The sequence below is a fragment of the Nocardioides bruguierae genome (assembly GCF_023554635.1).
In the GTDB taxonomy this organism is placed as follows: domain Bacteria; phylum Actinomycetota; class Actinomycetes; order Propionibacteriales; family Nocardioidaceae; genus Nocardioides; species Nocardioides bruguierae.
This window is the reverse complement of record NZ_JAMJPH010000019.1, coordinates 29,186-52,277: the sequence shown is the minus strand read 5'-3', so window position 1 is coordinate 52,277 and position 23,092 is coordinate 29,186. Positions and strand designations below refer to the sequence as shown.

Genomic DNA, 23,092 nt, shown 5'->3' with positions numbered 1-23,092 from the left:
CGGCGGGTCAGGCCTCGCAGCCGGGCCGCATGGTCGGCCGCAGCTCGATGGTGTCGCCGGGGCAGGCGAACGCCTCGGCGATCTCCCGGGCCCGCGCCTGTGTCTCGACGTCGATGACGAAGAACCCGGCGAGGTGCTCCTTGCTCTCCGCGTACGGACCGTCGGAGGCGACCGGCCCCTCGTCGTAGCCGAGCACGACCGAGGTCGACGGGTCGCCGAGCGCGCACCCGTAGACGATCTCGCCGGCCGCGTCGGCCTCGCCGAAGACCTTGTCCCAGTGCGCGCCCAGGGCGGCCTTCTTCTCCGCCGGGAGGGCCTGGTACTCGGCGGTGAGGTCACTGGTCGGGTGGCCCCAGGGCTGGGGGTTGGAGTGGATCAGGACGACGAACTTCATTGCGTGCTCCCTCGGGGGACGGGCCGCCTCTCGGCCCTGCGACCGTACGTCGGAGCCACCTCAGCGGATTCGACACGGCAGCGCAACCAGGACCGGGGCCTGTCGCCCGGGTCACAGGAAGTCCCAGGTCAGGAGTCTGCGCGCGGTCAACCCCGGCTGCGGAGGTCAGGACCTTCGGGGACCATGGTCCCGACCATGCCCGCCAGGGGTTGTCCGTGGGTGCGGGCCGGTAGAACGATCAAAACATGGCCGACGCAGCCGTCATCCCCGCCCCGCAGGACACCTCGCCGGCCCCGGTGCGCAGGGAGGTCGGGGTCACCGAGCTGGCGCTGCGCGACGCGCACCAGAGCCTCATGGCGACCCGGATGGCGCTGGAGGACATGGTCGGTGCCTGCGAGGACATCGACGCCGCCGGCTACTGGTCGGTGGAGTGCTGGGGCGGGGCCACCTACGACGCCTGCATCCGGTTCCTCAACGAGGACCCGTGGGTGCGGCTGCGGACCTTCCGCGAGCTGATGCCGAACAGCCGGCTGCAGATGCTGCTGCGTGGGCAGAACCTGCTCGGCTACCGGCACTACTCCGACGACGTGGTGAACCGCTTCGTGGAGAAGTCGGCCGAGAACGGCATGGACGTCTACCGGGTCTTCGACGCCCTCAACGACACCCGCAACGTGCGCGAGGCGATCGCGGCGGTGCGCCGCGTGGGCAAGCACGCCCAGGGCACGCTCTGCTACACCGAGAGCCCGCTGCACGCGATCGAGGGCTACGTCGCCCAGGCGCACGAGCTGATGGAGCTCGGCTGCGACTCGCTGTGCATCAAGGACATGGCTGCCCTGCTGCGCCCGCAGCCGGCGTTCGACCTCGTCCGGGCCATCAAGGAGGGCGTCGGTGAGGACGTCCGGGTCCACGTGCACTGCCACGCCACGACCGGCGTGACGCTGGTGAGCCTGATGAAGGCGATCGAGGCCGGCGCCGACGTGGTCGACACCGCCATCTCCTCCGTCTCGATGGGGCCGGGCCACAACCCCACCGAGTCCCTGGTGGAGATGCTGGCCGGCACCGGGTTCACCACCCACCTCGACGACGAGCGGCTGCGGCGGGTCAAGGACCACTTCGCGCGGGTGCGCCCGCGCTACACCGAGTTCATGTCGGCCATCACCGGCGTCGAGACGGAGATCTTCAGCAGCCAGATCCCCGGCGGGATGATCTCGAACATGGAGTCGCAGCTGCGCCAGCAGGGTGCGGGCGACCGGCTGCGCGAGGTGCTGGCGGAGGTGCCGCGGGTCCGCGAGGCCGCCGGGTTCCCCCCGCTGGTGACCCCCTCGAGCCAGATCGTCGGCACGCAGGCGGTGTTCAACGTGCTGATGGGGCCGTACAAGGTGCTGACGGCCGAGTTCGCCGACCTGATGCTCGGCTACTACGGGCAGACGCTGGGGGAGCGGAACCCGAAGATCGTCGCGATGGCGCGGGCCCAGACGAAGAAGGAGCCGATCGACGTCCGCCCGGCCGACCTGCTGGCGCCGGAGTGGGACGGCCTGGTGGCCGCCACCGCCGACCTCGACGGCGCGGACGGCAGCGACGAGGACGTCCTGACGCACGCGATGTTCCCCGGCGTGGCCCCCGGGTTCCTCGCCCAGCGCCACGAGGGGCCGCGCAACGTGGGTCGCGACCCCGGTGAGCTGGCCGCCGAGCGGCTGGCGCGGGAGGCCGGCGACGGCCCCTCGACCGCGCCCGTGCACTACTCCGTGACCCTCGACGGCAAGGCCCACCAGGTCGCCGTCCAGCGGGTCTGAGCCCGAGGAGGGAACCTCGATGTCCACCCGACCCCTGCCCCCGGACGCCTCCCTGGCCGACCGCACCGCCGAGCTGCGCGAGCAGCGCGCCCGGGTCGCGCTCGGCGGCGGCGAGAAGCGGCTGGCCAAGCAGCACGAGCAGGGCAAGCTCACCGCCCGCGAGCGCGTCGACGCGCTGCTCGACCCGGGCACGTTCGCCGAGACCGGGATGTTCGCCCGGCACACCTCCACCTACTTCGGTCTCGACAAGGTGGAGATGCCCGCGGACGGCGTGGTCACCGGCGCCGGGGCCGTGCTCGGCCGCCCGGTGCACGTGGCCAGCCAGGACTTCACCGTCGCCGGCGGCAGCGCCGGCGAGGTGCACTCCGACAAGGTCGTGGCGATGATGCGGGCCAGCCTCTCGACCGGCACGCCGTTCGTGTTCATCAACGACTCGGGCGGGGCGCGCGTGCAGGAGGGGATCGGCTCGCTGGCCGGCTACGGCCGGGTGTTCTACAGCAACGTGCTGCTCTCCGGGGTCGTGCCGCAGGTCGCGATCATCGCCGGCCCGTGCGCGGGGGGCGCCGCCTACTCCCCGGCCCTGACCGACTTCGTCATCCAGACCCGTCAGGCACACATGTTCATCACCGGGCCGAACGTGATCGCGCAGGTCACCGGCGAGCAGGTCACCGCGGACGCCCTCGGCGGCGCCGACGCGCACATGACCCGCTCCGGCGTCACCCACTTCGTCGCGGACGACGACGAGCAGGCCGTGCTCATCGCCAAGAAGCTGCTCAGCTTCCTGCCGCAGAACAACACCGAGGACCCGCCGATCGTCGACCCCGACGACGTCATCGAGCCCGATCCCTCGCTCCTCGAGGTCGTGCCGACCAGCGCGAAGAAGGGCTACGACGTGCGCGAGGTGGTCGCCCGCCTCGTCGACCGTGGCGACTTCCTCGAGGTGCAGGCCGGGTACGCCCAGAACATCGTGGTCGGGTTCGGCCGCATCACCGGCCGCACGGTGGGCGTGGTCGCCAACCAGCCCACCGTCATGTCCGGCGTGCTCGACATCGACGCCAGCGACAAGGCCTCGTCCTTCGTCCGCTTCTGCAACGCCTTCAACATCCCGCTCCTCACGCTGGTCGACGTGCCGGGCTTCCTGCCCGGCGTCGCCCAGGAGCACCACGGGATCATCCGGCACGGGGCCAAGCTGCTCTACGCCTACTCGGCGGCCACCGTCCCCAAGGTGACGGTGGTGCTGCGCAAGGCCTACGGCGGCGCCTACGTCGCGATGTGCTCGAAGGACCTGGGGGCCGACAAGGTCTTCGCCTGGCCCAGCGCCGAGATCGCCGTCATGGGGGCCGAGGGCGCCGCCGAGATCGTGTTCCGCCGCGAGATCGCCGGTGCCGAGGACCCCGCGGCCCGCCGCCAGGAGCTGATCGAGGAGTACCGCTCGACCTTCTCCACCCCCTACGTCGCCGCCTCGCGCGGCCTGGTGGACGACATCATCGACCCCGCCGAGACCCGCGCGCAGGTCTCCCGGGCGCTGGAGGTGCTGGCCGCCAAGCGTGACGTGCGGCCGGCCAAGAAGCACGGGCTGGGCCCGACATGACCGGCGACCCGCGCCCCGAGGTGCAGCTCGAGCAGGTCCTGGAGCAGGTTCTGGAGCAGGTCCGCGCGCTCACGCAGCGCGTCGACCGGCTCGAGGCCGAGCTCGCGCAGACCCGGGCGCTGCTCCCCGTCCCGGAGGTGCCGCCGGAGGTGGTGCTCGCCATCTCCGCGGCCGTCGCGGAGTTCCTGGGGCACCGCGCGAAGGTCAAGCAGGTGCACTACCGCTCGGGCGCGGCCTGGGCGCAGCAGGGCCGGGCCATGGTGCACGGCCACCGGATCATGCACGGGGTGCGCTGAGGATGCGCGCCCAGGACGCCCGGAGCGACACGGTCGACCAGGCAGGAAGGAGCCGGTCATGCGGCTGAAGGTCACCGTGGACGGGGTCGCCTACGACGTGGAGGTCGAGGTCGAGGAGGAGCCGACGCCCACCGTGGGCGCGGTGTTCATGACCGGCGGGTCGTTCGCGCCGGCAGCCGCGGGCGCAGCTCCCGGTGGGTCGACCGGCCCCGCCTCGTCCGGGGGCACGGGGGACGGGGTGAAGGCACCGCTCGCGGGGGCGGTCGCCCGGGTGCTGGTCGAGCCTGGGCAGGAGATCGCCGCCAACGACGTGCTCGTGGTCCTGGAGGCGATGAAGATGGAGACCGAGATCACCGCGCCGGCCGCGGGCACGGTCAGCGCCGTCCTCGTCGCTCCCGGCGACACGGTCAGCGGCGGTCAGGTGCTCGTGGAGATGGCCGAGGCTCAGTAGCGCGCCACGGAGTGCCGCTCCCGCTCGCGCACCACGACACCGCCCAGGAGCAGGACGACGGACCCCGCCGCGGCCGCGACGGCCAGCTCGAACCGGCGGGCACCGGCGGCCTCGCACCGGTCGTGGATCGCCACCGCGTCCTGCGGTGGCTCCCCGCCGGGGGTGTTGTCGCCGTGCAGCAGCACCGTGTCGTAGGGCGCGAGGCAGGTGTAGTCGTCCCCACGGCTGGTGCCGTCGATGCTCGGGTTGTCGAGCACCAGCCAGCACGCCGCCACGGCTGCCGCCACGGACAGCAGGAGCAGGACGCGGGCGGTCCACCGAAGGCTCAGCACCCCGCCATCCCACACCCACCACCTGAGAGGAGCCCGAACCTCAGCACGCGGCCAGCATCTCGTCCAGCGCACGGCGCTCCGAGTCGTCCACGCTCAGGTCCCACGCGGACTTCACCGCCACCCACTGCCGCGCGTACCGGCACTGGTAGGCCTGCCGAGGACGCCACGCAGCCGGGTCGTCGTCGCTCTTGGCGGCGTTGGTGGGCCCGTCCGAGGCCAGCAGCACGCCCAGGTCGTTCGCGTAGCGCCGGCGCCGCTCGTCCGACCAGTCCACCGCACCGGAGGTCCACGCCTCGGCCAGCGGCACGACGTGGTCGATCTGGATCGCCTGCGCCTGCCCCGGGTCCTTGAGGTCGTCGAACGTGAGCCGACGGCCGGTGTAGGGGTCGACCCAGGTGCCGGCGAGCACGTCGTGGTCGCAGGAGCCCTGCACCGCCACCGTCGTCGAGCCCGGCACCGCGTCGCGCAGGAGCACGTCGTCGCGCTGGTTGCAGCCGTTGCCGTCGACGTCGGCCCAGGCGCTGCCGAACGCGTCGCGGTCGTAGCCCAGCGACGACGGGCTCACCCGCGCCCCGGACGGCAGGGCCGCCAGCAGCCGCAGCGCCTTGCGGGCACCCGGGGTGGCCGCGTCCGCCTGCGTGCTGTCGGTCGACGTGGGCCGCCCGGCCTCCAGGACAGCGTCGCACCCGCCCGTCGCGAGCACGAGGACCAGCAGGCCGAGCAGGAGACGAAGGGGACGCACGCGCCGACCGTAGAGCACCCCTCCGACGGCGTACGCTGCGGCTCGTGCCCATGCCCAAGCGTGTCGACGTCGACGACTTCATGCACCACCTGGACGACGTCCAGCGTCCCCACCTCGAGCGCCTGCGAGCCCTCAGCCTGGCCGCCGACCCGGACGTCGAGGAGACGGTGCACTGGAACCAGCCGGCCTACCTCAAGGGCGGCGTGCGCCTCTGGGTGCTGCAGGGCTACAAGAAGCACTGCTCGCTGCGCTTCCCGACCCACCAGTTCGCCGCGCACGTCGACGAGGTGACCGCGGCGGGGCACGAGGCCGGCGAGGGCTTCGTCAAGCTGCCCTACGACCAGCCGCTGCCCGAGGACCTGTGCGCCCGGCTCATCGGCTACCGGCTCGCGGAGTTCGCCGAGACCGGCTCGACCTGGAACGGCTGAGCCGGCCCCGGGCGGTGCACCGGACCTGATCAGGTCAGCGCCAGGTTGTCCTTCAGCATCTGGTGCTCGTACTTGTCGCGCGCCAGGCCGCGGCGCTTGAGCTCGGGCATGAGGCCGTCGAGGACGTCGGAGAGGTAGTGCCTGGTGATGAGGCCGCCCCCTCCGGCGAACCAGAGGAAGCCGTCGCCGCCGACGTAGTCCATGACCTCCTCGATCTCGTCGACGATGGTCTCGGGCGTGCCCACCAGCGTGAGTGACTCCGACTGGCTGCTGCCGCTGATGATCTGGCGCAGCGTCCGGCCGGCGCCGACGCGGCGGTACTCGGCCAGCATGGAGCTGTCGGGGAGGTCGTCGGGGATCGGCGCGTCCAGGTCGAACTGGGCCCAGTCGGTGTTGCCGCCCGAGGACATGAGCGCCAGCTTGCGCATGATCGCGTCCGGGTCCAGCTCGTACATCCGCCGGTGCTTCTCGCGCGCCTCCTCGACGGTCTCCCCGACCACGGGCGTGACCATGTAGAGGATCTTGCAGGAGTCGGGGTCGCGCCCGAGCTTCTCCATCCGGGCGCGGATGTCGTCGCGGTACTCCTTCATCGACTCCTTGCCCTTGGGCGCGGAGACGATGACGTCCGCGTGCGCCGCGGCCAGGTCGCGGCCGGCGTTGGACATGCCGGCCTGCGCGATGACCGGCCGGCCCTGCGGCATCCGCAGGGTGTTCAGCGGGCCCCGCGAGCGGAAGTACTCGCCCTCGAAGTCGATCGGGTGCACCTTCGTGTGGTCGACGTAGGTCCCGGTCTCCTTGTCCATGACGAGGGCGTCGGGCTCCCACGAGTCCCACAGCTGCTTGACCAGGTCGACGAACTCGTGCGCGCGCTCGTAGCGGTGGTCGTGCTCGAAGATCGTGTCCATGCCGAAGTTCTGCACCGCGCGGTCCTCGGTGGAGGTGACGATGTTCCACCCGACCCGGCCCCGGGTGAGGTGGTCGAGCGTCGAGAGGGTGCGGGCGAGCATCCACGGCGGGTAGAGCGTGGTCGACATCGTGACGACGAGGCCCAGGTTCTTGGTGGCCGCCCCGATGGCCGCCGCCAGCGGGAGCGGATCGCCCTTGGGGGAGCGGGTCGTGTACTTCATCTCCAGCTCCATGGAGCCGCCGAAGGTGTCGGGCACGGTCACCGAGTCCTCGAGCATGATGAAGTCGACGCCCGCGGACTCGAGCATCTGCCCCATCCGCACGTAGAACTTCCCGTCCGTCCAGTCCTCGGGGCTGGTCGGGGCCCAGGGCGTCTTCCACGCCGTCGGCATGTAGTTGACGAACCATCCGTACTGCAGTCGCTTGGCCATCAGAACTCCATCAGGTTGTCGCGGAAGTGCTCGTAGGTGTACGAGGAGCGGGTCAGGCCACGGGCCTGGAGCTCGGGGACGAGGCCGTCGCAGATCTCGGTGATCTGACGGCGGGTGCCGGCGCCGGAGATCAGGAACCCGTCACCGCCGACCTCCTGCATGACCTCGTCCATCTGCGAGGCGATGGTCGACGGGGAGCCCACGAACGGGAAGGACTCGATCGACCAGGTGGAGGCGACCTCGCGCAGCGTCTTGCCGCCCGTGCCCATCCGCAGGAAGTCGGCCAGCGTCGAGCGGTGGCCGTTCGTCCCGACGTCGGGGACGGGCTGGTCGAGGTCGAAAGTGGAGAAGTCGTTCTCGGTCAGCGCCGAGAGGTGCCCCAGGGCAGCCTCGGCCCGCATCCGCGCGACCGCGGGCTCCTTCCACGACTCGCGGATCGCCAGCGCCTCCGCGTCCGTGGGGGCCACGGTCGGCATCACCACGAAGAGGATCTTGCAGTCGTCCGGCTTGCGGCCGGCCTCGACCATCCGCGCCCGGATGTCGTCGCGGAAGGCCTTCATCGCCTCGACCCCCTGCGCCGAGGCGATGATCGTGTCGGCGTGCGCCGCGGCGAAGTCGCGACCCCGGGGCGAGCCACCGGCCTGGCAGAACACCGGGCGCCCCTGCGGGCTGCGCACCGTGTTCATCGGTCCGCGGACCTTGAAGTACTGGCCCTCGTGCTCGATGGGGTGGATCTTCGTGTGGTCGACGTACTGCCCCGTCTCCTGGTCCATCACGATCGCGCCGGGCTCCCACGAGTCCCACAGCTTGGTGACGACGTCCACGAACTCGTCGGCGCGGTCGTAGCGCTCGTCGTGCTCGAACAGCTTCTCCATGCCGTAGTTCTGGGCGGCGCGGTCCTCGGAGGAGGTGACGATGTTCCAGCCCACGCGGCCGCCCGAGAGGTGGTCGAGCGTCGTCATCGTCCGCGCGAGCATGAACGGCGGGTAGAAGGACGTCGACATGGTGGCCACGACGCCGATCCGCTCGGTCGCCGCGGTCAGGAAGGGCACCAGCGGCACCGGGTCGTGCTTCGGGGCGTACAACGCGTGCTTGAGGTCGATCTGCGAGGAGCCGGCGTAGGCGTCGGAGACCATCGAGGAGTCCTCGATCATCATGTAGTCGAAGCCGGCGCGCTCGAGCGAGCGGACGAAGTCGATGTAGTAGTCGCCGTTGGCCCAGGTGCGACCCGAGTCCCCGGCCCAGGGCGAGCTCCAGGCCGGCGGGCGGAAGCTCATGAACCAGCCGAGGTGGAACGGCGCGGCCCCCACGTCAGCGGCCCTCGTAGCCGCTGGTGGAGGACGCGGTGAACGCGACCCGGTCGGCGCGGTAGCGGGCGAAGTTCATCATCCGCACCGAGCCGTCCTCGGACTCCAGCACCTGCTCGCGCAGGATCAGCGGGGCACCCTCGTCCGTGCCCAGCAGGGTGGCGCACCACGCGTCGGCCGCCACCGCCTCGACGGTGGTGCTCGTGCTGCCCAGGCGCACGCCGTACAGGCGGAGGAACGGGCGGTCCAGCGGCTCCCAGCGGTTCGTCATCCGGGCCATGTCGTAGCCCTCGGGGATGAGCTGGGAGAGCAGCGCCAGCGGCTCCCCGTCCACGTGGATCAGGCTCTCCACCAGCTGCATCCGGGCGGGGATGGCCATCGAGGACGACAGGTCCTCCGCGATGTCGATGAGCTCCTGCGCCAGCACCTCGACGGTGACCCGCTGCTCGAACTGCTCCTCGCAGTCGCCGTCGAACCCCACGATCTCGTCGGGGGAGACGCGGATCATCGGCCGCGGGATGATGGTGCCGATCGCGGGCCGACGGATCACCAGGCCCTCGTCGGCGAGCCGCCGCAGGACCTCGCGCACGGCGTTGCGGCCGATGCCGAGGGTGCGCACGAGCTTGAACTCCACGAGCGGCTGGTCGGGACCGAGCCGGCCGCGGCGGATGGAGGAGCGGAGGGCGTCGTGGGCGAGCCGGATGGCCCGGTCGCGCGAGGACCCGACCCGGCGCGTCGTCGTCACTGTCTTCCTCACCTGCTGGTCGAGCATGGGATCTCCTTGTGGGAAACGGGGGAGAGCACGGGAGAGCGTGGGGCGTGACGACGTCGTCCCACCCGCTACAGGTGTCGATGGTTGGGTCGGTTTGTTTCGCGCCGGACAACCGGGAGGACGCGGTTCGTTTCGCCGTTCGCCCCGGCGCGTCGAGCCGTTGGTCCCGGCCCGGCGGGACGTCCTGCGCGGTGCCGGCTCGTCCTTCCCACGCGCGAGGCAGGCGCATCGTTGCAGGTCAGAGGCTTGCAGTCGGCGGTGAGATTTCTGCGGCGTAGCAATCGAGGGCCCTCGGACGAGGCGGGGCGACCGGCGTGAGTGGGTCGGTCAACGGGCGGAAGTGCCGTCCGTCGCCGCGGTCCCAGGCGTGACGACAGGGGTGCGGAGTGGCGCAACTGAGGAGCAACCGCTGGTCGGCGCGGGAGAAACAATCGACTGCGAGAACTACTCCTGCAGCCGACGACGACCGTCGCCGGACAGCCCCGTGAAGGAGTGCTCTCTCATGTTCCACCTCGGTTGGTTCCTCGGTGACAGCTACGGCATCCACCCGTGGCTCGGGCCCTGGTCGGGCAACGTCCGCAAGGACTGGATGAAGCCCGGCATGTACGTGGACCTGGCGACGTCGCTGGAGCGCGGCGGCTTCGACTTCCTCTTCATCGAGGACACCGCGATGGTCGAGGACACCCTGCACGGCTCGATGGAGACCTCCCTGAAGTACGGGATGATGGCCCCCAAGAACGACCCGCTGCCGCTGATGCCGCTCATGGCCGCGCACACCCGCCACCTGGGCATCATCTCGACCATCTCGACCATCCAGTACCCGCCGTACCTGGCGGCCCGGATGATGGCGACGATGGACCACCTCACCGAGGGGCGGGCCGGCATGAACGTCGTGACCTCGGTGACCAACCGCGTCGCGCAGAACTTCGGCTACGACGAGCACATGGAGCACGACGAGCGCTACGCCCAGGCCGGCGAGTGGATGGACGTCTGCACCAAGCTCTGGGACTCGTGGGAGCCCGACGCGTTCGTCGGCGACACCGAGGAGCCCCGGCTCATCGACCACACGAAGGTGCACCCCATCCACCACGAGGGGAAGTACTTCAAGGTCCGCGGGCCGCTCAACACGATGCCCGGGCCGCAGCACCGCCCCGTCATCGGTCAGGCCGGCAACTCGATCCCCGGCCGCAACCTCGCCGCCCGGCACGCGGACACGATGCTCGCCTTCGGCACCAGCGTCGAGCAGATGAAGACGTTCCGCGAGGACATGCGGGCCCGGATGATCGAGGCCGGCCGCAAGCCGGACGAGATCAAGGTGATGTTCCTGGCCACCCCGACCCTCGGCGACACCGACGCGGAGGCCCGGGCCCGGCAGGAGGCCATCAACACGGCGAACAGCGAGGCCCCCATCGAGACCAAGCTCTGGGGCCTGTCCTACATCTCCGGCGGCACCGTCGACTTCGGCAAGTTCGACCTCGACCAGCCGGTGCCCGAGATCATCGGCAACGGCGAGCAGAGCTCCCTGGCCAAGTTCTACGAGCGGGCGCGCGGCAAGACGCTGCGCGAGGCGCTGACCGGCAAGCCCCAGGTCGGCGCCGACCTCGACCTCGTCGGCTCGCCCGACACCGTGGCGGCCAAGATGGGCGAGATCATGGAGGAGGTCGGCGGCGACGGGTTCCTGCTCTACCCCGAGATGAACCGCCGGACGATCGCCGAGACCGTCGACGGTCTCGCCGCCGCGCTGCAGAAGCGCGGCCTGGTGCGCACGGGCTACGACGCCCCGACGTTCCGCGACAACCTCATGGCCTTCTGAGCCCGGCACCACAGGCACGCCCCGACCCCGACAGCACCGTCACAGCTGGTTGCACCGGCGTAACTCGCTGATAACTGCACTGCCCCGTTCCCGAAGCGAGAGGTTGGTTCGTTAGTTCCATGACTGAGCACCCGAAGAGCACCGCCCCGGTGGCCGCTGCGGCCGCCACCGGGCAGAACGACCACGCCGTCCTCGTCCGCGACCTGGTGGTCCGGGCGGAGAACAGCCGCGGCTCCGCCGAGCTCCTGCACGGCGTCTCCGTCAGGGTCGGCGCCGGCACCATGCACGGGCTGGTGGGCGAGACCGGCTCCGGCAAGTCCATCACCGCCTCGGCGGTGATGGGCCTGCTGCCCAAGGGCGTGACCGTGGAGTCCGGCTCCATCCTGCTGGGCGACCGCGAGCTGGTCGGCGCCGGCGACAAGGAGCTGCACGACCTGCGCGGGCCGCGGTTCGGGATGATCTTCCAGAACCCGCGCACGGCCCTGCACCCCATGCACGCGGTCGGCAAGCAGATGGACCGGGTGCTGCGCACCCACCTGTCGCTGGGCAAGAAGGAGCGCGCCGAGCGCGTGCTGCACTACCTCAACCTCGTCGGCATCCCGGACGCCTCCCGCATCGCCCGCGCCTTCCCGCACGAGCTGTCGGGCGGCCTCGCCCAGCGCGTGGTCATCGCGACCGCCCTGCTGTGCGACCCGACCTTCCTCATCGCCGACGAGCCCACGACCGGCCTGGACGCCACGGTGCAGCGCCAGATCCTCGAGCTCATCTCCCGGCTGCAGCACGAGCTGGGGCTGTCGGTCCTGATGATCACCCACGACCTGTCGATCGTCGCCCAGTACTGCGACACGGTCACGGTCATGCTGCACGGCTCCGTGGTCGAGGACGGGCCGGTGCGCCGCGTCCTGCGCGAGCCGGAGGCCGAGTACACCCGCAACCTGCTCCAGGCCTCCACCCTGTCCCACGTGACCCGACGAGTGAGGGCCGCCGCATGACCCTCGTGAGCGAGAACCTCTCCATGAGCACCAGCACCCAGGACGCCGTCGTCGAGCTGCGCGACCTCGTGAAGGTCTACCCCGGGCGCGGGGGCGGGGCCGACGTGGTCGCCATCGACCACACCAACCTGCGGGTGGAGAAGGGCAGCACACTCGGCATCGTCGGCGAGTCCGGCTCCGGCAAGTCGACGCTGGCCCGGTGCCTGCTCGGGCTGGTCTCGGCGGACTCCGGCGTCGCCAACGTGCTGGGCACCGACACCGTCAGCGCCGGCCAGCGGGAGCTGCGCGACCTGCGCGGCCGCGCCGGCATCGTCTTCCAGGAGCCCTTCGAGGCCCTCGACCCGCGGATGCGGATCGAGGACGCGATCGGCGAGCCGCTCCGGCTGCACCGTGGTCTGCGCGGCAAGGCCCTGGAGGCCAAGGTCGTCGAGCTGATGGAGCTCGTCGTCCTCGACCCCGCGCTGCGCCACCGCTACCCCCACCAGCTCTCGGGAGGTCAGCAGCAGCGCACCAACATCGCCCGTGCCCTGGCCACCGAGCCCCAGCTGCTGGTCCTCGACGAGCCCACCTCGGCGCTCGACGTGTCGGTGCGCTCGGAGATCCTCAGCCTGCTCGTCACGCTCCAGAACGAGCTGGACCTGACCTACATCCTGGTCTCGCACGACCTGACGACGATCCGCGCGGTGTGCAGCCACCTGGCCGTCATGTACCTCGGTCGCGTCGTCGAGCAGGGTCGGGTCGAGGACGTCCTCGACCGGCCCACCCACCCCTACACGCAGTTCCTGCTCGGGTCGGCACTGTCGCTGGACCCCGACGTCAAGACCCCGCCGCCGGCCGTCAACGAGGCAGGGCTGGACACGAAGGTCGACCGCAACGGCTGCTGCTTCGCACCTCGGTGCGTCGCGACCACCGACCCGGGGGCGTGCACCTCGACGGTCCCCCTCCTGGTCCAGCGCGGGACCACCCAGCTCGTGGCGTGCCACGAGGCCGGGGCCTGAGACCCCTCCGACGACACCGACCGCCCCGCACCAGGTGAAGGGAACCTCCCCATGACCACCCTCGACACAGCGGTGGCCCCCCGGACAGAGCCGTCCGAGGCGCAACGCAAGCCCCAGAAGACCCGGCAGAAGAGCGTCCTGCTGCCGCTGGTGGGCCGACGCCTCCTGGTGATGATCCCGACGCTGTTCGGCATCGTTACGCTCACCTTCATCCTCACCCACGCGTTGGGCGGCAACCCCGCCGCCCAGATCGCCGGCCAGGCCCAGGACCCCGAGGTCATCGCGGCCATCGAGGCAGAGTACGGCTTCGACAAGCCCCTGATCGTGCAGTACTGGAACTACATGACCGGCCTGCTCCAGGGCGACATGGGCGTCTCCACGGTCACGAACCAGCCCGTGCTCACCGACCTCCTCATCCGGTTCCCCGCGACCCTGGAGATGGTCTTCGGCGCCATCGCGTTCGCCTGGCTGATCGGCGTCCCGCTCGGCGCCCTGGCGGCGCGGACGCGGCGCAAGGCGCTCGCCGGGACCATCAACGGCGTCACGTTCTTCACTCTCGCCGTGCCGGACTTCTGGCTCGCCCTGGTGGCGATCTACGTCCTCTTCTTCCAGCTGGGCTGGCTCCCGAGCCCCACGGGCCAGGTGTCCCTGGGGGCTGCCGGCCCCGAGAACGTCACCGGCGCGGCGCTGCTCGACTCGGTCCTCACCGGCGACGTGGTCGCGTTCCAGGACTCCTTCATGCACGCCATCCTGCCGATCGGCGTGCTCGGCCTGCTGCTCTCCGCCCCGATCGCCCGGCTGATGCGAGGCTCGATGCTCACGGTGATGGAGTCGGACTTCGTCCGGTTCGGTCGCTCCGTCGGCCTGGACTCCTTCACGATGTGGCGCTACCAGACCCGCGCCGCGCTGCCGTCCGTCATCACCTTCACCGGCACCCTGTTCGCCCTGCTGTGCGGCGGCGCCGTGCTGATGGAGACGGTGTTCAGCTGGGGCGGCGTCGGCCAGTACGCGCAGCAGGCCATCGCCCGCAACGACTTCAACGCCACCCAGGGCTTCGTGCTCGTCACCGGCGTGATGGCCATGCTGGCCTTCCTGGTCGTGGACATCGTGCTGTTCAAGCTCGACCCCCGCATCCGCGCCCACGGCGGCACCGGGTTCCTGCGCTCGGTGCTGACCTGGCGCACGTGGCCGATGGTGCGCCGCCTGCGCTCGGTCTCCGTGGCAGACGCGCCCGGCTCGCCCGAGCCCGCCGCCGTGGCCGTGGTCGCGCCGCCGCGTCAGCGGGCGGGCGTCCTCAGCGGCCTCAAGGAGGCCGTCGACGTGGTCGTCGAGGTCGCTCGTGAGATCCGGCCGCACCGCTGGCCCGCCGCGGTGTGGGCCACCGTGCGCAGCGGCAACGCCGCCCTGCTGGCCGGTGGCGGGATCATCGTCGTGATGCTCGTGGCCGCGTTCGTGGTGCCGCCGCTGTGGCCCTACGGCGTGCTCGAGCCCGACGTGCTGAACCCGCTCGCCGAGCCCTCCCTCGCGCACCCCTTCGGCACCGACGTCTCCGGCTTCGACATCTTCGTCCGGGTCGTCTACGCGGCCCGCACCGACCTCTGGATCGCCGCCGCCGGCGTCGGCATCTCGGTGATCCTCGGCGTCGTCGCCGGCCTGATGGTCGGCTTCTCCCGCAAGCGGTGGGTGGACGAGGTCGCGATGCGCGTCGTCGACATGCTCCAGGCGTTCCCCGTGCTGATCGTGGCCGTCGCGATGGTCTCCTTCGCCGGCAACAACCTGAGCAACGTCATCTGGGCGCTGGTCTTCATCAACGCGCCGATCTTCCTGCGCCTGGTGCGCAGCGAGGTGCTGGCCGTCCGCGAGCACCGCTACATCGAGGCGGCCGGGGCGCTGGGCAACAGCCGGGCACGCATCCTCGCCCGGCACGTGTTCCCCAACGTCACGGGTCAGGTCATCGTGCAGGCCGGCGTCCAGCTCGGCTACGCGATCCTCACCGTCGCCGGCCTCGCCTTCCTCGGTGTCGGCGTCCAGGCCCCGACCGCGGAGTGGGGCTCGATGATCCTCACCGGCAAGGACAACATCGTCACCGGCCAGTGGTGGGCGGTCACGTTCCCCGGCCTCGCCGTGCTCCTGGCCGTCGCCGCGTTCAACCTCCTCGCCGACGGAGTCTCCCGGGCCCGCGACATCTACCGCTGACGCGCCCGCCATCCGGCCACGGGGCACCCGCCCGGCCACGCCCTGACCAGCGGGTGCCCCGGTCCAGCCCTGCCCGCACCACCTCCCGCACCACCTCCCGCCCCACCCCAGATCCACCACCCCAGCTCCACCACAGCCACGTGCCGTGCGCCGGTCAACGGTGCCCGAGCCCGGTCACGCCGGCGTCCACCGCACCACTGCACCCACGCAGCACCGTGTCCGCGGACCCGGACAGCCACACCCGCTCTCGGCACCACCCACGATGCGAAAGGCAGCACCCAGCCATGGCTCCTCACCACACCGACCCCGACCTCTCCGCGTTCACGAACGCGGCGGCCCCGGCCCTGGCTGCGCGTGCGCTGTCCCGCCGCCGCCTGCTCAAGTTCGGCGGCGTCGCCCTCGCCGCGACCGCCGCCGCACCTGCGCTGGCCGCGTGCGGCGCCGGGTCCAGCGCCCAGAGCGGCACCTCCGGTGCCGCGAGCTCCTCGACCGACACGCTCACCGTGGCCACGGCCACCGCCGGCACCGTGTTCGACCCGGAGCAGCCGAGCGGCATCTTCCAGTACACGATGCTGTACGACTCGCTCTTCGACACCTCCACCCCGCCGGACTCCGGCGAGCTGGCCGCCCTCCTGGCCGACTACGAGCCCGAGGCGGCCCTGGCCACCGCGTGGGAGTCCAACAAGGACAACTCGGTCTGGACCATCACGCTCAACACCGACGCCATGAGCCCGGCCGGCAACTCGCTCACCTCCGCGGACGTGATGTGGTCCTTCGAGCGTCACCTGGCCATGAAGTGGTACGGCGGCATCTTCCTCAACCGCGTCGGCGTGACTGACATCAGCCAGATCGAGGCGCCCTCGGACGACACGATCGTGATGAACCTGGCCGGCCCCATCGGTCGGACCTACTTCCTCCAGCTCATGGGCTGCTTCATCGTGCCGATCTTCGACGCCACCGAGGCCCAGGCCAACGCCACCGACGACGACCCGTGGGCGCAGGACTACATCGCCTCCAACGCGTGCGGCTTCGGCCCGTACCAGCTGCAGTCGGTCGCTGCCGACGGCACGCTCAACGTCTTCGAGGCGAACCCCAACTACTACGGCGAGGTGGCCATCCCGACGGTCACGTTCCGCACCACCACCGAGACCAGCACCCAGCTCCAGCTGCTCCTGCGCGGCGAGGCCCAGGTCATCGACGCGCTCTCCCCGGTGCAGATCGACGAGGTCGAGTCCAGCGACTCCGCCAAGGTCGTCACCGTGGCCAACACCGGCTACACGTTCCTCGGCTTCAACAACGAGGAGGAGCTCTACCAGGACGTCGCCCTGCACCAGGGCATCGCCTACGCGCTGCCGTTCGACGACATCGTCAACAGCGTCTTCCGCGGCCAGGCGACGTCCATGAAGAGCGTCCTGCCCAGCTTCTTCCAGGGCTTCACCGACGAGTACTGGGTCTACGACCAGGACCTCGACAAGGCCACCGAGATGCTCGCGCCCTACGCCGGGCAGGGCCTGAAGCTGCAGTACAAGGGCGGCAGCACGCTGCTCCAGTCGCTGGCCGTGCTCATCCAGTCCTCGCTGTCCGACGTCGGCCTCGACGTCGAGCTCGTCAGCGTCGACCCGACCACGTTCGCCGGCGAGCTGACCGAGGCGACCCTGCTGATGTGGCTCGACAACCAGTCGACGCCGCTGGTGCCGGACTCGCTCTACGGCCTGCAGCTGCTGTTCCCGAGCGACCCCACCCAGGTGCTCATCCACTACTCCAACGACGTCGTGGACGAGGCGGTCGGCGCCCTGGCCACGTCGTTCGACCCGGACGAGCAGGTCGAGCTGATCCGCACCGCCCAGAAGCAGATCATGGCGGACCTGCCGATCCTGCCGCTCGCCGAGACCGGCGGCCTGATCCCGGTCGCGTCCAACATCGACGGGGTCAAGGGCCACGGCGCCAACATCCCGTGGGGCCGCGGCTACAGCTACTCCGCCTGATCCCGACCGACCAGGTGCCCCCGTCCCGGCAGGTCCGGGGCGGGGGCACCGTCATGGGTGCGGTCCGCGCGCCCGAGGAGGCACCGTGACCACCACCCCGCCCACCAGCCCGCCCACCTCCACCACGCCCCCCGCACCGACGGCGCTGCCGCCGCGCGCCGCGGTGCGGATCGCGCTGGTGTGCGTGGCGCTCTCCTGGATCGGGCCGTTCTCGATGGACGCCTACAGCCCGTCCTTCCCGGCCCTCGCGGCCGACCTGGGCGTGGGGGACCGCCTCGTGCAGCTCACGCTCACCTCCACGCTGGTGGGCATGACGCTGGGGCAGTTCCTCTTCGCCCCCCTCAGCGACCGCGCGGGCCGCCGCTCGCCCCTGCGGATCTCCCTGGTCGTGTACGTGGCGGCCTCGGTGCTCTGCGTGCTGGCGCCGTCCATCTGGTGGCTGGTCGCCGCCCGCTTCGCGCAGGGCTTCGCCGCTGCCGGCGCGATGTCCATCGCCCGCGCCATCGGTCGCGACGTGTACGAGGGCAGGGCGCTGGTGCGCTTCTACAGCTGGGTGGGCGCCAGCACGGCGATCGCGCCGGTGGTGGGCCCGCTGGCCGGGGCCTTCCTCGTGGAGCACAGCTCCTGGCGCTGGATCTTCGTGATGATCACCGGGCTCGGGATCGTGGGCCTGGTGCTGTCCCTCACCGTGCTGCCCGAGACCCGGTGGCTGGGCGGGGCGGCACCGGTCGCGACACGGCCTCGGCCTGCCCGCCCGCCCCTGGGGCGTGAGCGGGCGGTGCGGCTGGCGCTGCTGTGCCTCGTCATCGGAGGCACCAACGGAGCCGTCTTCTCCTACCTGGCCGGGTCGAGCTTCCTCCTCCAGGACGGCTACGGGCTGAGCGCGACCGAGTACGGACTCGTCTTCGCGGCGAACGCGGTGGGCATCGTCGTGGTGAGTGCGACCAACTCGTGGCTGACCCGCTGGTTCGCACCGCTGACCATGCTGACCGTCGCCGTCCCCGTGACCCTCGCGGCCGGCGTCGCGCTCTTCGTGTCCAGCCTCGTGGTCGCCCCGCTGGGGCTGCTCGTCCCCCTGTTCGCGCTGCTGATCGCCGCCATGGGGCTGATCATCCCGAACGCCACCGCCCTGGCGATGGAGGGCGACCGGGCGCAGGCGGGGTTCGTCAGCGCCGTCGTCGGCCTCTCGCAGTTCCTCGCGGGCGCAGCCATCGCCCCCATGGTCGGCGGCGCCGTGGTCGGGGCGCTGTCGCCGATGTTCGTCGTGCTGCTGACCTGCACCGTCGTCTCCACCACGGCGCTGCTGGTCGGGCGGACCGGGCCGCTCGTGCGGGTGCCGGAGGCTCAGGCCGCCGAAGCCGGCTGAGCCGTCACTGCCGCACGAGCGGCACGTTGCGCTCCAGCGCCCCGCGCATCGCGCGGGGCGCCAGCGCGGCCAGCGAGAGCCCCACGAAGGTGCTGATGACCTTGTCGGCGACCGAGACGATCAGGTTGGCGACCGGCATCGAGAACGCGGTGCTGGGCACCTGCTGGTAGAGCGCCTGGGAGATGAAGTCCTGGCCGACCTGGAGCAGGCTGTCGAAGACGAGGACCAGGATGGGCACCGCCTGGATGCTGCTCACCACCGCGACGACGAGGCTCATCCCGAGCAGGCGGGGCAGCGTCCGGCCCCACCCCCAGCTGTGCACGCCGTAGCCCCAGATCAGCGCACCGACGACGTTGACGCCGATGAAGGCCAGGGAGTCCCAGTTCGGCGGGCCCCCGGAGAACGTGATGACGCCGGCGACGTTCATCGCCAGGCCCACGGCGGCGCCGCGCCAGGGCCCCAGCAGCATCGCCGCAGCGGCGGTGCCGAGCATGTCCAGGTGCAGCGGCAGCCCGGCCACGAGCACCAGCTCGCGGCCGAGCAGGTCGATGATCAGGCACACCAGCATCACGGCCAGCGTCGCCGGCACCCCGGGCGGGGGCAGCTCCTCGTGCGGCCGTTCCGCGGTGGTCACCGCGCCCGCCCGGACGGCGGCCTCCGTCTCGGTCGCGTCCGGCGCCGCGCCGCTCCCTGCCGGGGTCGGGGCCGGAGCAGCGGCGGACGCGGTGGCCTGGCCGGGGTGGTCCTCGGGGTGGTCCTCGGAGCGGTCCTCGTCCGCAGCCACGCCGGCCCCCGGCTCGACGGCCGGGCCGGTGGACACGTCCTCCGCGGGGGAGGCGTCCTTGCGCGGCGCCACCGCGCCGCGGGCCTGCTCCAGGCCGGCCGCGACCCAGGCGTCCACGAGCCCGGGCTCTGCCCCGAGGGCGTCGGCGATCTCGCGGACGAGCGGCAGGTTCATCCGCGTCCGACCGGTCTTGAAGCAGTCGAAGACGGTGCTGCGCGCGATGCGGGAGGAGGCCTGCGTCTCGCCCCCGGCCTGGCGGGTCAGCGAGACCTGGCGAGCGATCTCCGCGAACGAGGGGTCGCCCTGACGCCGGCGGAGGTCGGCGAGCCCCTCGGCCACCTCGTCCCACCGGCTGACCGCGGGGCCGCCTGCGTCGTTCACGTCGTGCTTCTCCAGTCTGTTCCGGGAGACGACCTGCTGGTCGCGCCTGGAGTGCTGCGGTGCGCCGGGGGTGGGCGACTTCGGCGACACGATATCCCGGCCGGGAGGGCCGCGCGGGACACTTCGCACAACCCGGATGGCACGTGCGCCCCGCCGGCGCCGGTCGCCGGCCGGGGTCTGGGCCGCGGTGGTTCACGCGCCGGGTGGGTCGGCCGGGGCAGGATGAGGTCATGGATCTCGAGACGTGGCAGACGATCGTCCGACTCCCTGCGGTGCAGTGGGTGCAGGCCCTGGCCGTGCAGCGGCGCCGCGGCACCCCGACCCGGGCGAGCGCCACGGCCGCGGCCGTCCTCGCCGTGCCCCCGGCCGTCGTCGGCCTCGAGCCGCTCGTCCGCTTCCGTCTGGCGGGCACGACCTGGCACCCGCACCGGCCGGACGAGGCCTCGGCCCTCGTGACGACCGGGGCGAACGCGGTCACCCGCAACCCCATGTACGTGGGGCTGGCAGGGCTCCTGGTGGCGCACGCGGTGCACCGCCGGTCCGTGCGCGCCCTGCTGCCCGCCGCGCTCTTCGTCGTGTCGCTGGACCGCGGCCAGGTCCGGCGCGAGGAGGAGGCCCTCGCGGCAGCCTTCGGGCAGGAGTGGGAGGACTACCGCGACCGGGTGCCGCGGTGGGTCGACGCCCGCACGCCGGCACTCGTGCGCGAGGCGCTCGCACCACTGGTGTGGACGCTGCCCGGCCGGCACCGCGGCTGAACGCCGACGCACGACCACGGGCTGGACACGGGGCGGCGGCGGGCGAGGAGTCGCAGGTGAGCCCGGGTGCGGTCGCCGGAGCGCCACCTTCACGCGGCCTGCACGCTTGCGTGACCAAAGGCCCCCCTCGGTCTCACCCGTTGTGGGTGCACAGGGGGCCATCAGGGCGCACAATGTCTCCAGGTCGTGCGCGCTGCATGCGCACGACCACCTGCGACGGCCACCCCCGGGCCGTCGCCGACCTGTGGAGGAATCTCGTGGCCCGCATCCTGATCGCCGAGGACGACCCTGACCTGTGCCTGCTCCTGCGGCTGGTCGTGAGCCGAGCAGGCCACGAGGTCGTCGGAGTCGAGGACGGCGTGGCCGCCCTCCAGCGCATCCGGGGCGGGGACATCGACCTCGTCGTCCTCGACAACCAGATGCCCCGCATGACCGGCCTCGAGGTGCTCGGCGAGTGCAGCGACATGGACGCGGAGAGCAAGCCGATCTTCCTGATGCTGACGGCGCTGGCGACCCGCAAGGACATCCGCGCCGCCTACGTGGCCGGCGTCGACGACTTCCTCGCCAAGCCGTTCTCCCGCGAGGAGCTGGTCGACCGCATCCAGCAGCTGCTGGACGAGGCCGCCCTCGAGGGCTCGCTGGCCGCCAGCCCCGGCCGCCCGCTCGGTCGGGGTCTCTGAGCCCTCGCCGCACGGCCGGCCGCAGCAGCGTCCGGCTGCCCGGCCTCAGCCGTGCGTCGCCCGGCGCTCCACCGCACCCCGGTCCGGGCGGCCCACGCCGTCCCCGTCGCCGTCGGCGCCGACCTTGCGGCCGGTCACGTCCACGCCGCCCTGGACGCCGCTGATCTGCAGTCGGCGGCCGGCGTCCACCGCGGCGCTCGCGCGCTCGAGCCTCAGCGTGCGCATCGAGGCGAAGCGCGGGCGGGCCACCTCGTCGCCGGGTGAGAGCAGGTGCTCGACCCCGGAGCCCCACATGAGGTTGCGGCCGCCGCCGAGCAGGCTCGCGAGCCCGTCGAGGTCGAGCGCGTAGCCGATCCGGGCGTGGGCGACCAGCACGTTGTCGGAGAGCGTGAGGACGTCGGCGGTGCAGATCCCGCCGCACCAGAACGCCTGCGTGCCCGCGGCGCTGAGCCGGGCGGTGTTGTGGACGACCACGGTGCCGGTCACCGGGCCGAACCCGTCACCGAGCCCGCGGGTGATGACGAAACCGGCGTCCTCGAGGCCGGAGGTCACCAGGTTGTAGGCGAGCACGGTGTCGTCGGTCCCGGCCTTGCCCAGCTCGATGAAGGTCAGGTTCTGGCGCGAGACGTTGTGGTGCACGCGGGTGCCGACGGCGCCGTAGACCTCCACGGCGGAGCCGTCGCGACCGTAGTCGGCGGAGTCGGCGACCTGGCCGGTGATCCGGTTCCACGCGATCGTCGCGTGGTCGCCGAGCACCTCGACGCCGTAGGCGCCGTAGTCGTCGTCGCTGCCGGGGGTGTCGGGCGCCATCCGTCGGTTGCGCACCAGGCTGGAGCGCAGCACCCGGGCGCGCTCGGCGTCCTCGCCGATCGAGACGCCGGCGACGTTGCCCGTGGCGTGCACGCCCCGCACGGTGACGTCGTCGCCGGTCAGGGTGAACCCGGCGAAGTCGCAGGCACGCGCCGAGAGGGCCGTGACCAGGACGTGGTCACCGGAGACCTGCACGCAGCCGCCGCCCCGGACCACGGGGCGGGCGCCCCGGCCGTAGGCCGAGACCACCAGCGGCTGCCGCGCCGTCCCGGACGCCGGCACCGCCAGCGTCCCGCTCCACGTGCCGTCGCGCTGCAGCCGGAGGCTGCTGCCCGCCCCCAGGTCGCCGGCGGCGAGCGCCGCGGAGGCGCGCTCCAGCGTCCGCCAGGCCGTGCTCGGCGAGGCGCCGTCGGCGGAGTCGTCGCCCGTGGGCGAGACGTACCGGGTCACGCCACGGGCGTCGGCCACGGTGGCCGCGGACCCTCCCGGGGGGCAGGTGAGGAGGGCCGACGCGACGAGGGCGACCAGCGCGACGGCGCGCGCCGGCCACCGCGGCACCGTGCGGTGCGCGCGAGGCGTGCGGGTGCTGCTGGGGGTGCTGCTGGGGGTCGGGGTGGGCAGGTCGGGGGTGGTGCGGGGGAGTCCCGGAGCGCCGCTGGGGGTGGCGCTGCGGGGGCCCTGGTCAGGGCAGGGGCGGGGGGAGTCGGACAGCACGGATGCTCCTGGCGAGTCGCGGACGTCGCCCCCCTGATCGGTCGACTGGCTGTCGACCTGCCCGACAACATAGGGGGAGGGGTATCCGGACCGCAGGAGTTCGGTGCGGCCTTTACCGCTGGAGGACGGATCCGGGCCGAAGGTCCCGCCCGGTGCGGCGTCGGCGACCGCCCGG

The 23,092-nt window shown here is 72.0% G+C and carries 21 protein-coding genes; 13 read left to right on the top strand and 8 right to left on the bottom strand.

The window, feature by feature from the left end:
* Positions 1–7: 7 nt before the first annotated feature.
* Positions 8–394, bottom strand: coding sequence for a YciI family protein (locus tag M8316_RS10175; protein WP_250054273.1), 387 nt, complete (start codon positions 392–394; stop codon positions 8–10).
* A 245-nt stretch (positions 395–639) separates the two neighbouring features.
* On the opposite strand from M8316_RS10175, the gene M8316_RS10170 reads away from it, so the two are divergent.
* From M8316_RS10170 to M8316_RS10155, 4 genes are read left to right on the top strand one after another with little or no spacing between them, the layout of a single operon-like run.
* Positions 640–2,187: a methylmalonyl-CoA carboxytransferase subunit 5S gene (locus tag M8316_RS10170; RefSeq protein WP_250054271.1), complete on the top strand. Its 1,548-nt coding sequence runs from the start codon at positions 640–642 to the stop codon at positions 2,185–2,187.
* Between the two features lie 19 nt (positions 2,188–2,206).
* On the top strand, positions 2,207–3,778 hold the full coding sequence (locus tag M8316_RS10165) for an acyl-CoA carboxylase subunit beta (RefSeq protein ID WP_250054270.1): 1,572 nt from the start codon (positions 2,207–2,209) through the stop codon (positions 3,776–3,778).
* Positions 3,775–4,074, top strand: coding sequence for a hypothetical protein (locus M8316_RS10160; RefSeq protein ID WP_250054269.1), 300 nt, complete (start codon positions 3,775–3,777; stop codon positions 4,072–4,074). The genes M8316_RS10165 and M8316_RS10160 overlap by 4 nt, the downstream gene beginning before the upstream one ends.
* A 58-nt stretch (positions 4,075–4,132) precedes the next feature.
* Positions 4,133–4,525: a biotin/lipoyl-containing protein gene (locus M8316_RS10155; RefSeq protein ID WP_250054268.1), complete on the top strand. Its 393-nt coding sequence runs from the start codon at positions 4,133–4,135 to the stop codon at positions 4,523–4,525.
* On the opposite strand, the gene M8316_RS10150 is transcribed toward M8316_RS10155, so the two are convergent.
* Both M8316_RS10150 and M8316_RS21080 read right to left on the bottom strand, forming a co-directional pair.
* On the bottom strand, positions 4,519–4,857 hold the full coding sequence (locus M8316_RS10150) for a hypothetical protein (protein WP_250054267.1): 339 nt from the start codon (positions 4,855–4,857) through the stop codon (positions 4,519–4,521). The two genes, M8316_RS10155 and M8316_RS10150, sit on opposite strands and share 7 nt — an antisense overlap.
* Positions 4,858–4,897: 40 nt before the next feature.
* On the bottom strand, positions 4,898–5,599 hold the full coding sequence (locus M8316_RS21080; RefSeq protein WP_250054266.1) for an HNH endonuclease family protein: 702 nt from the start codon (positions 5,597–5,599) through the stop codon (positions 4,898–4,900).
* 50 nt (positions 5,600–5,649) lie between these two features.
* Here M8316_RS21080 and M8316_RS10140 point away from each other — a divergent pair, with 50 nt between their 5' ends.
* Positions 5,650–6,027, top strand: a complete 378-nt coding sequence (locus M8316_RS10140) for an iron chaperone (protein WP_250054265.1) — start codon at positions 5,650–5,652, stop codon at positions 6,025–6,027.
* Between the two features lie 29 nt (positions 6,028–6,056).
* Here M8316_RS10140 and M8316_RS10135 read toward each other — a convergent pair whose 3' ends face one another.
* Genes M8316_RS10135 through M8316_RS10125 form a run of 3 tightly spaced genes read right to left on the bottom strand, consistent with a single transcriptional unit; the run spans position 6,057 to position 9,443 of the window.
* Positions 6,057–7,364, bottom strand: a complete 1,308-nt coding sequence (locus M8316_RS10135) for an NtaA/DmoA family FMN-dependent monooxygenase (protein WP_250054264.1) — start codon at positions 7,362–7,364, stop codon at positions 6,057–6,059.
* A complete protein-coding gene (locus M8316_RS10130) occupies positions 7,364–8,674 on the bottom strand; it encodes an NtaA/DmoA family FMN-dependent monooxygenase (protein ID WP_250054262.1) in 1,311 nt (436 codons plus the stop codon). Before M8316_RS10130 ends, M8316_RS10135 begins: the two co-directional genes overlap by 1 nt.
* A gap of 1 nt (position 8,675) precedes the next feature.
* Positions 8,676–9,443: a GntR family transcriptional regulator gene (locus M8316_RS10125; protein WP_250054260.1), complete on the bottom strand. Its 768-nt coding sequence runs from the start codon at positions 9,441–9,443 to the stop codon at positions 8,676–8,678.
* Between the two features lie 502 nt (positions 9,444–9,945).
* Here M8316_RS10125 and M8316_RS10120 point away from each other — a divergent pair.
* The 6 genes from M8316_RS10120 to M8316_RS10095 all read left to right on the top strand — a co-directional run bounded on the left by M8316_RS10120 (position 9,946) and on the right by M8316_RS10095 (position 18,793).
* Positions 9,946–11,256 (top strand): NtaA/DmoA family FMN-dependent monooxygenase, encoded by a 1,311-nt coding sequence (locus tag M8316_RS10120; protein ID WP_250054258.1) that lies wholly within the window; start codon positions 9,946–9,948, stop codon positions 11,254–11,256.
* A 119-nt stretch (positions 11,257–11,375) separates the two neighbouring features.
* Positions 11,376–12,248: an ABC transporter ATP-binding protein gene (locus M8316_RS10115; protein ID WP_250054256.1), complete on the top strand. Its 873-nt coding sequence runs from the start codon at positions 11,376–11,378 to the stop codon at positions 12,246–12,248.
* Complete coding sequence (locus M8316_RS10110) at positions 12,245–13,246, top strand: ABC transporter ATP-binding protein (RefSeq protein WP_250054254.1); 1,002 nt, start codon at positions 12,245–12,247, stop codon at positions 13,244–13,246. The genes M8316_RS10115 and M8316_RS10110 overlap by 4 nt, the downstream gene beginning before the upstream one ends.
* 51 nt (positions 13,247–13,297) lie before the next feature.
* Positions 13,298–15,442 carry an ABC transporter permease subunit gene (locus M8316_RS10105; protein ID WP_250054252.1) on the top strand — a complete coding sequence of 715 codons (2,145 nt, stop codon included), beginning with the start codon at positions 13,298–13,300 and terminating at the stop codon, positions 15,440–15,442.
* Positions 15,443–15,726: 284 nt separating this feature from the next.
* A complete protein-coding gene (locus tag M8316_RS10100) occupies positions 15,727–17,427 on the top strand; it encodes an ABC transporter substrate-binding protein (protein ID WP_250054250.1) in 1,701 nt (566 codons plus the stop codon).
* Positions 17,428–17,512: 85 nt separating this feature from the next.
* The gene (locus tag M8316_RS10095) at positions 17,513–18,793 is read left to right on the top strand and encodes a multidrug effflux MFS transporter (RefSeq protein WP_250054248.1); all 1,281 of its coding nucleotides are present in this window, start codon (positions 17,513–17,515) and stop codon (positions 18,791–18,793) included.
* Between the two features lie 4 nt (positions 18,794–18,797).
* Here M8316_RS10095 and M8316_RS10090 read toward each other — a convergent pair whose 3' ends face one another.
* Positions 18,798–19,958 (bottom strand): ECF transporter S component, encoded by a 1,161-nt coding sequence (locus tag M8316_RS10090; protein WP_250054247.1) that lies wholly within the window; start codon positions 19,956–19,958, stop codon positions 18,798–18,800.
* Between the two features lie 230 nt (positions 19,959–20,188).
* On the opposite strand from M8316_RS10090, the gene M8316_RS10085 reads away from it, so the two are divergent.
* Both M8316_RS10085 and M8316_RS10080 read left to right on the top strand, forming a co-directional pair.
* Positions 20,189–20,713, top strand: a complete 525-nt coding sequence (locus M8316_RS10085) for a methyltransferase family protein (protein WP_250054246.1) — start codon at positions 20,189–20,191, stop codon at positions 20,711–20,713.
* A gap of 197 nt (positions 20,714–20,910) precedes the next feature.
* A complete protein-coding gene (locus tag M8316_RS10080; RefSeq protein ID WP_250054245.1) occupies positions 20,911–21,393 on the top strand; it encodes a response regulator in 483 nt (160 codons plus the stop codon).
* Positions 21,394–21,438: 45 nt separating this feature from the next.
* Here M8316_RS10080 and M8316_RS10075 read toward each other — a convergent pair whose 3' ends face one another.
* Positions 21,439–22,917, bottom strand: coding sequence for a right-handed parallel beta-helix repeat-containing protein (locus tag M8316_RS10075; protein ID WP_250054244.1), 1,479 nt, complete (start codon positions 22,915–22,917; stop codon positions 21,439–21,441).
* Between the last annotated feature and the right edge of the window lie 175 nt (positions 22,918–23,092).

Bases quoted from the DNA above. Each gene is read 5' to 3' on its own strand.
- M8316_RS10120 (WP_250054258.1), top strand. From the start codon at position 9,946: ATGTTCCACCTCGGTTGGTTCCTCGGTGACAGCTACGGCATCCACCCG.
- M8316_RS10125 (WP_250054260.1), bottom strand. From the start codon at position 9,443: ATGCTCGACCAGCAGGTGAGGAAGACAGTGACGACGACGCGCCGGGTC.
- M8316_RS10160 (WP_250054269.1), top strand. From the start codon at position 3,775: ATGACCGGCGACCCGCGCCCCGAGGTGCAGCTCGAGCAGGTCCTGGAG.
- M8316_RS10135 (WP_250054264.1), bottom strand. From the start codon at position 7,364: ATGGCCAAGCGACTGCAGTACGGATGGTTCGTCAACTACATGCCGACG.
- M8316_RS10100 (WP_250054250.1), top strand. From the start codon at position 15,727: ATGGCTCCTCACCACACCGACCCCGACCTCTCCGCGTTCACGAACGCG.
- M8316_RS10165 (WP_250054270.1), top strand. From the start codon at position 2,207: ATGTCCACCCGACCCCTGCCCCCGGACGCCTCCCTGGCCGACCGCACC.
- M8316_RS10080 (WP_250054245.1), top strand. From the start codon at position 20,911: ATGCGCACGACCACCTGCGACGGCCACCCCCGGGCCGTCGCCGACCTG.
- M8316_RS10110 (WP_250054254.1), top strand. From the start codon at position 12,245: ATGACCCTCGTGAGCGAGAACCTCTCCATGAGCACCAGCACCCAGGAC.
- M8316_RS10105 (WP_250054252.1), top strand. From the start codon at position 13,298: ATGACCACCCTCGACACAGCGGTGGCCCCCCGGACAGAGCCGTCCGAG.
- M8316_RS10115 (WP_250054256.1), top strand. From the start codon at position 11,376: ATGACTGAGCACCCGAAGAGCACCGCCCCGGTGGCCGCTGCGGCCGCC.
- M8316_RS10170 (WP_250054271.1), top strand. From the start codon at position 640: ATGGCCGACGCAGCCGTCATCCCCGCCCCGCAGGACACCTCGCCGGCC.
- M8316_RS10140 (WP_250054265.1), top strand. From the start codon at position 5,650: ATGCCCAAGCGTGTCGACGTCGACGACTTCATGCACCACCTGGACGAC.
- M8316_RS10085 (WP_250054246.1), top strand. From the start codon at position 20,189: ATGGATCTCGAGACGTGGCAGACGATCGTCCGACTCCCTGCGGTGCAG.
- M8316_RS10175 (WP_250054273.1), bottom strand. From the start codon at position 394: ATGAAGTTCGTCGTCCTGATCCACTCCAACCCCCAGCCCTGGGGCCAC.
- M8316_RS10155 (WP_250054268.1), top strand. From the start codon at position 4,133: ATGCGGCTGAAGGTCACCGTGGACGGGGTCGCCTACGACGTGGAGGTC.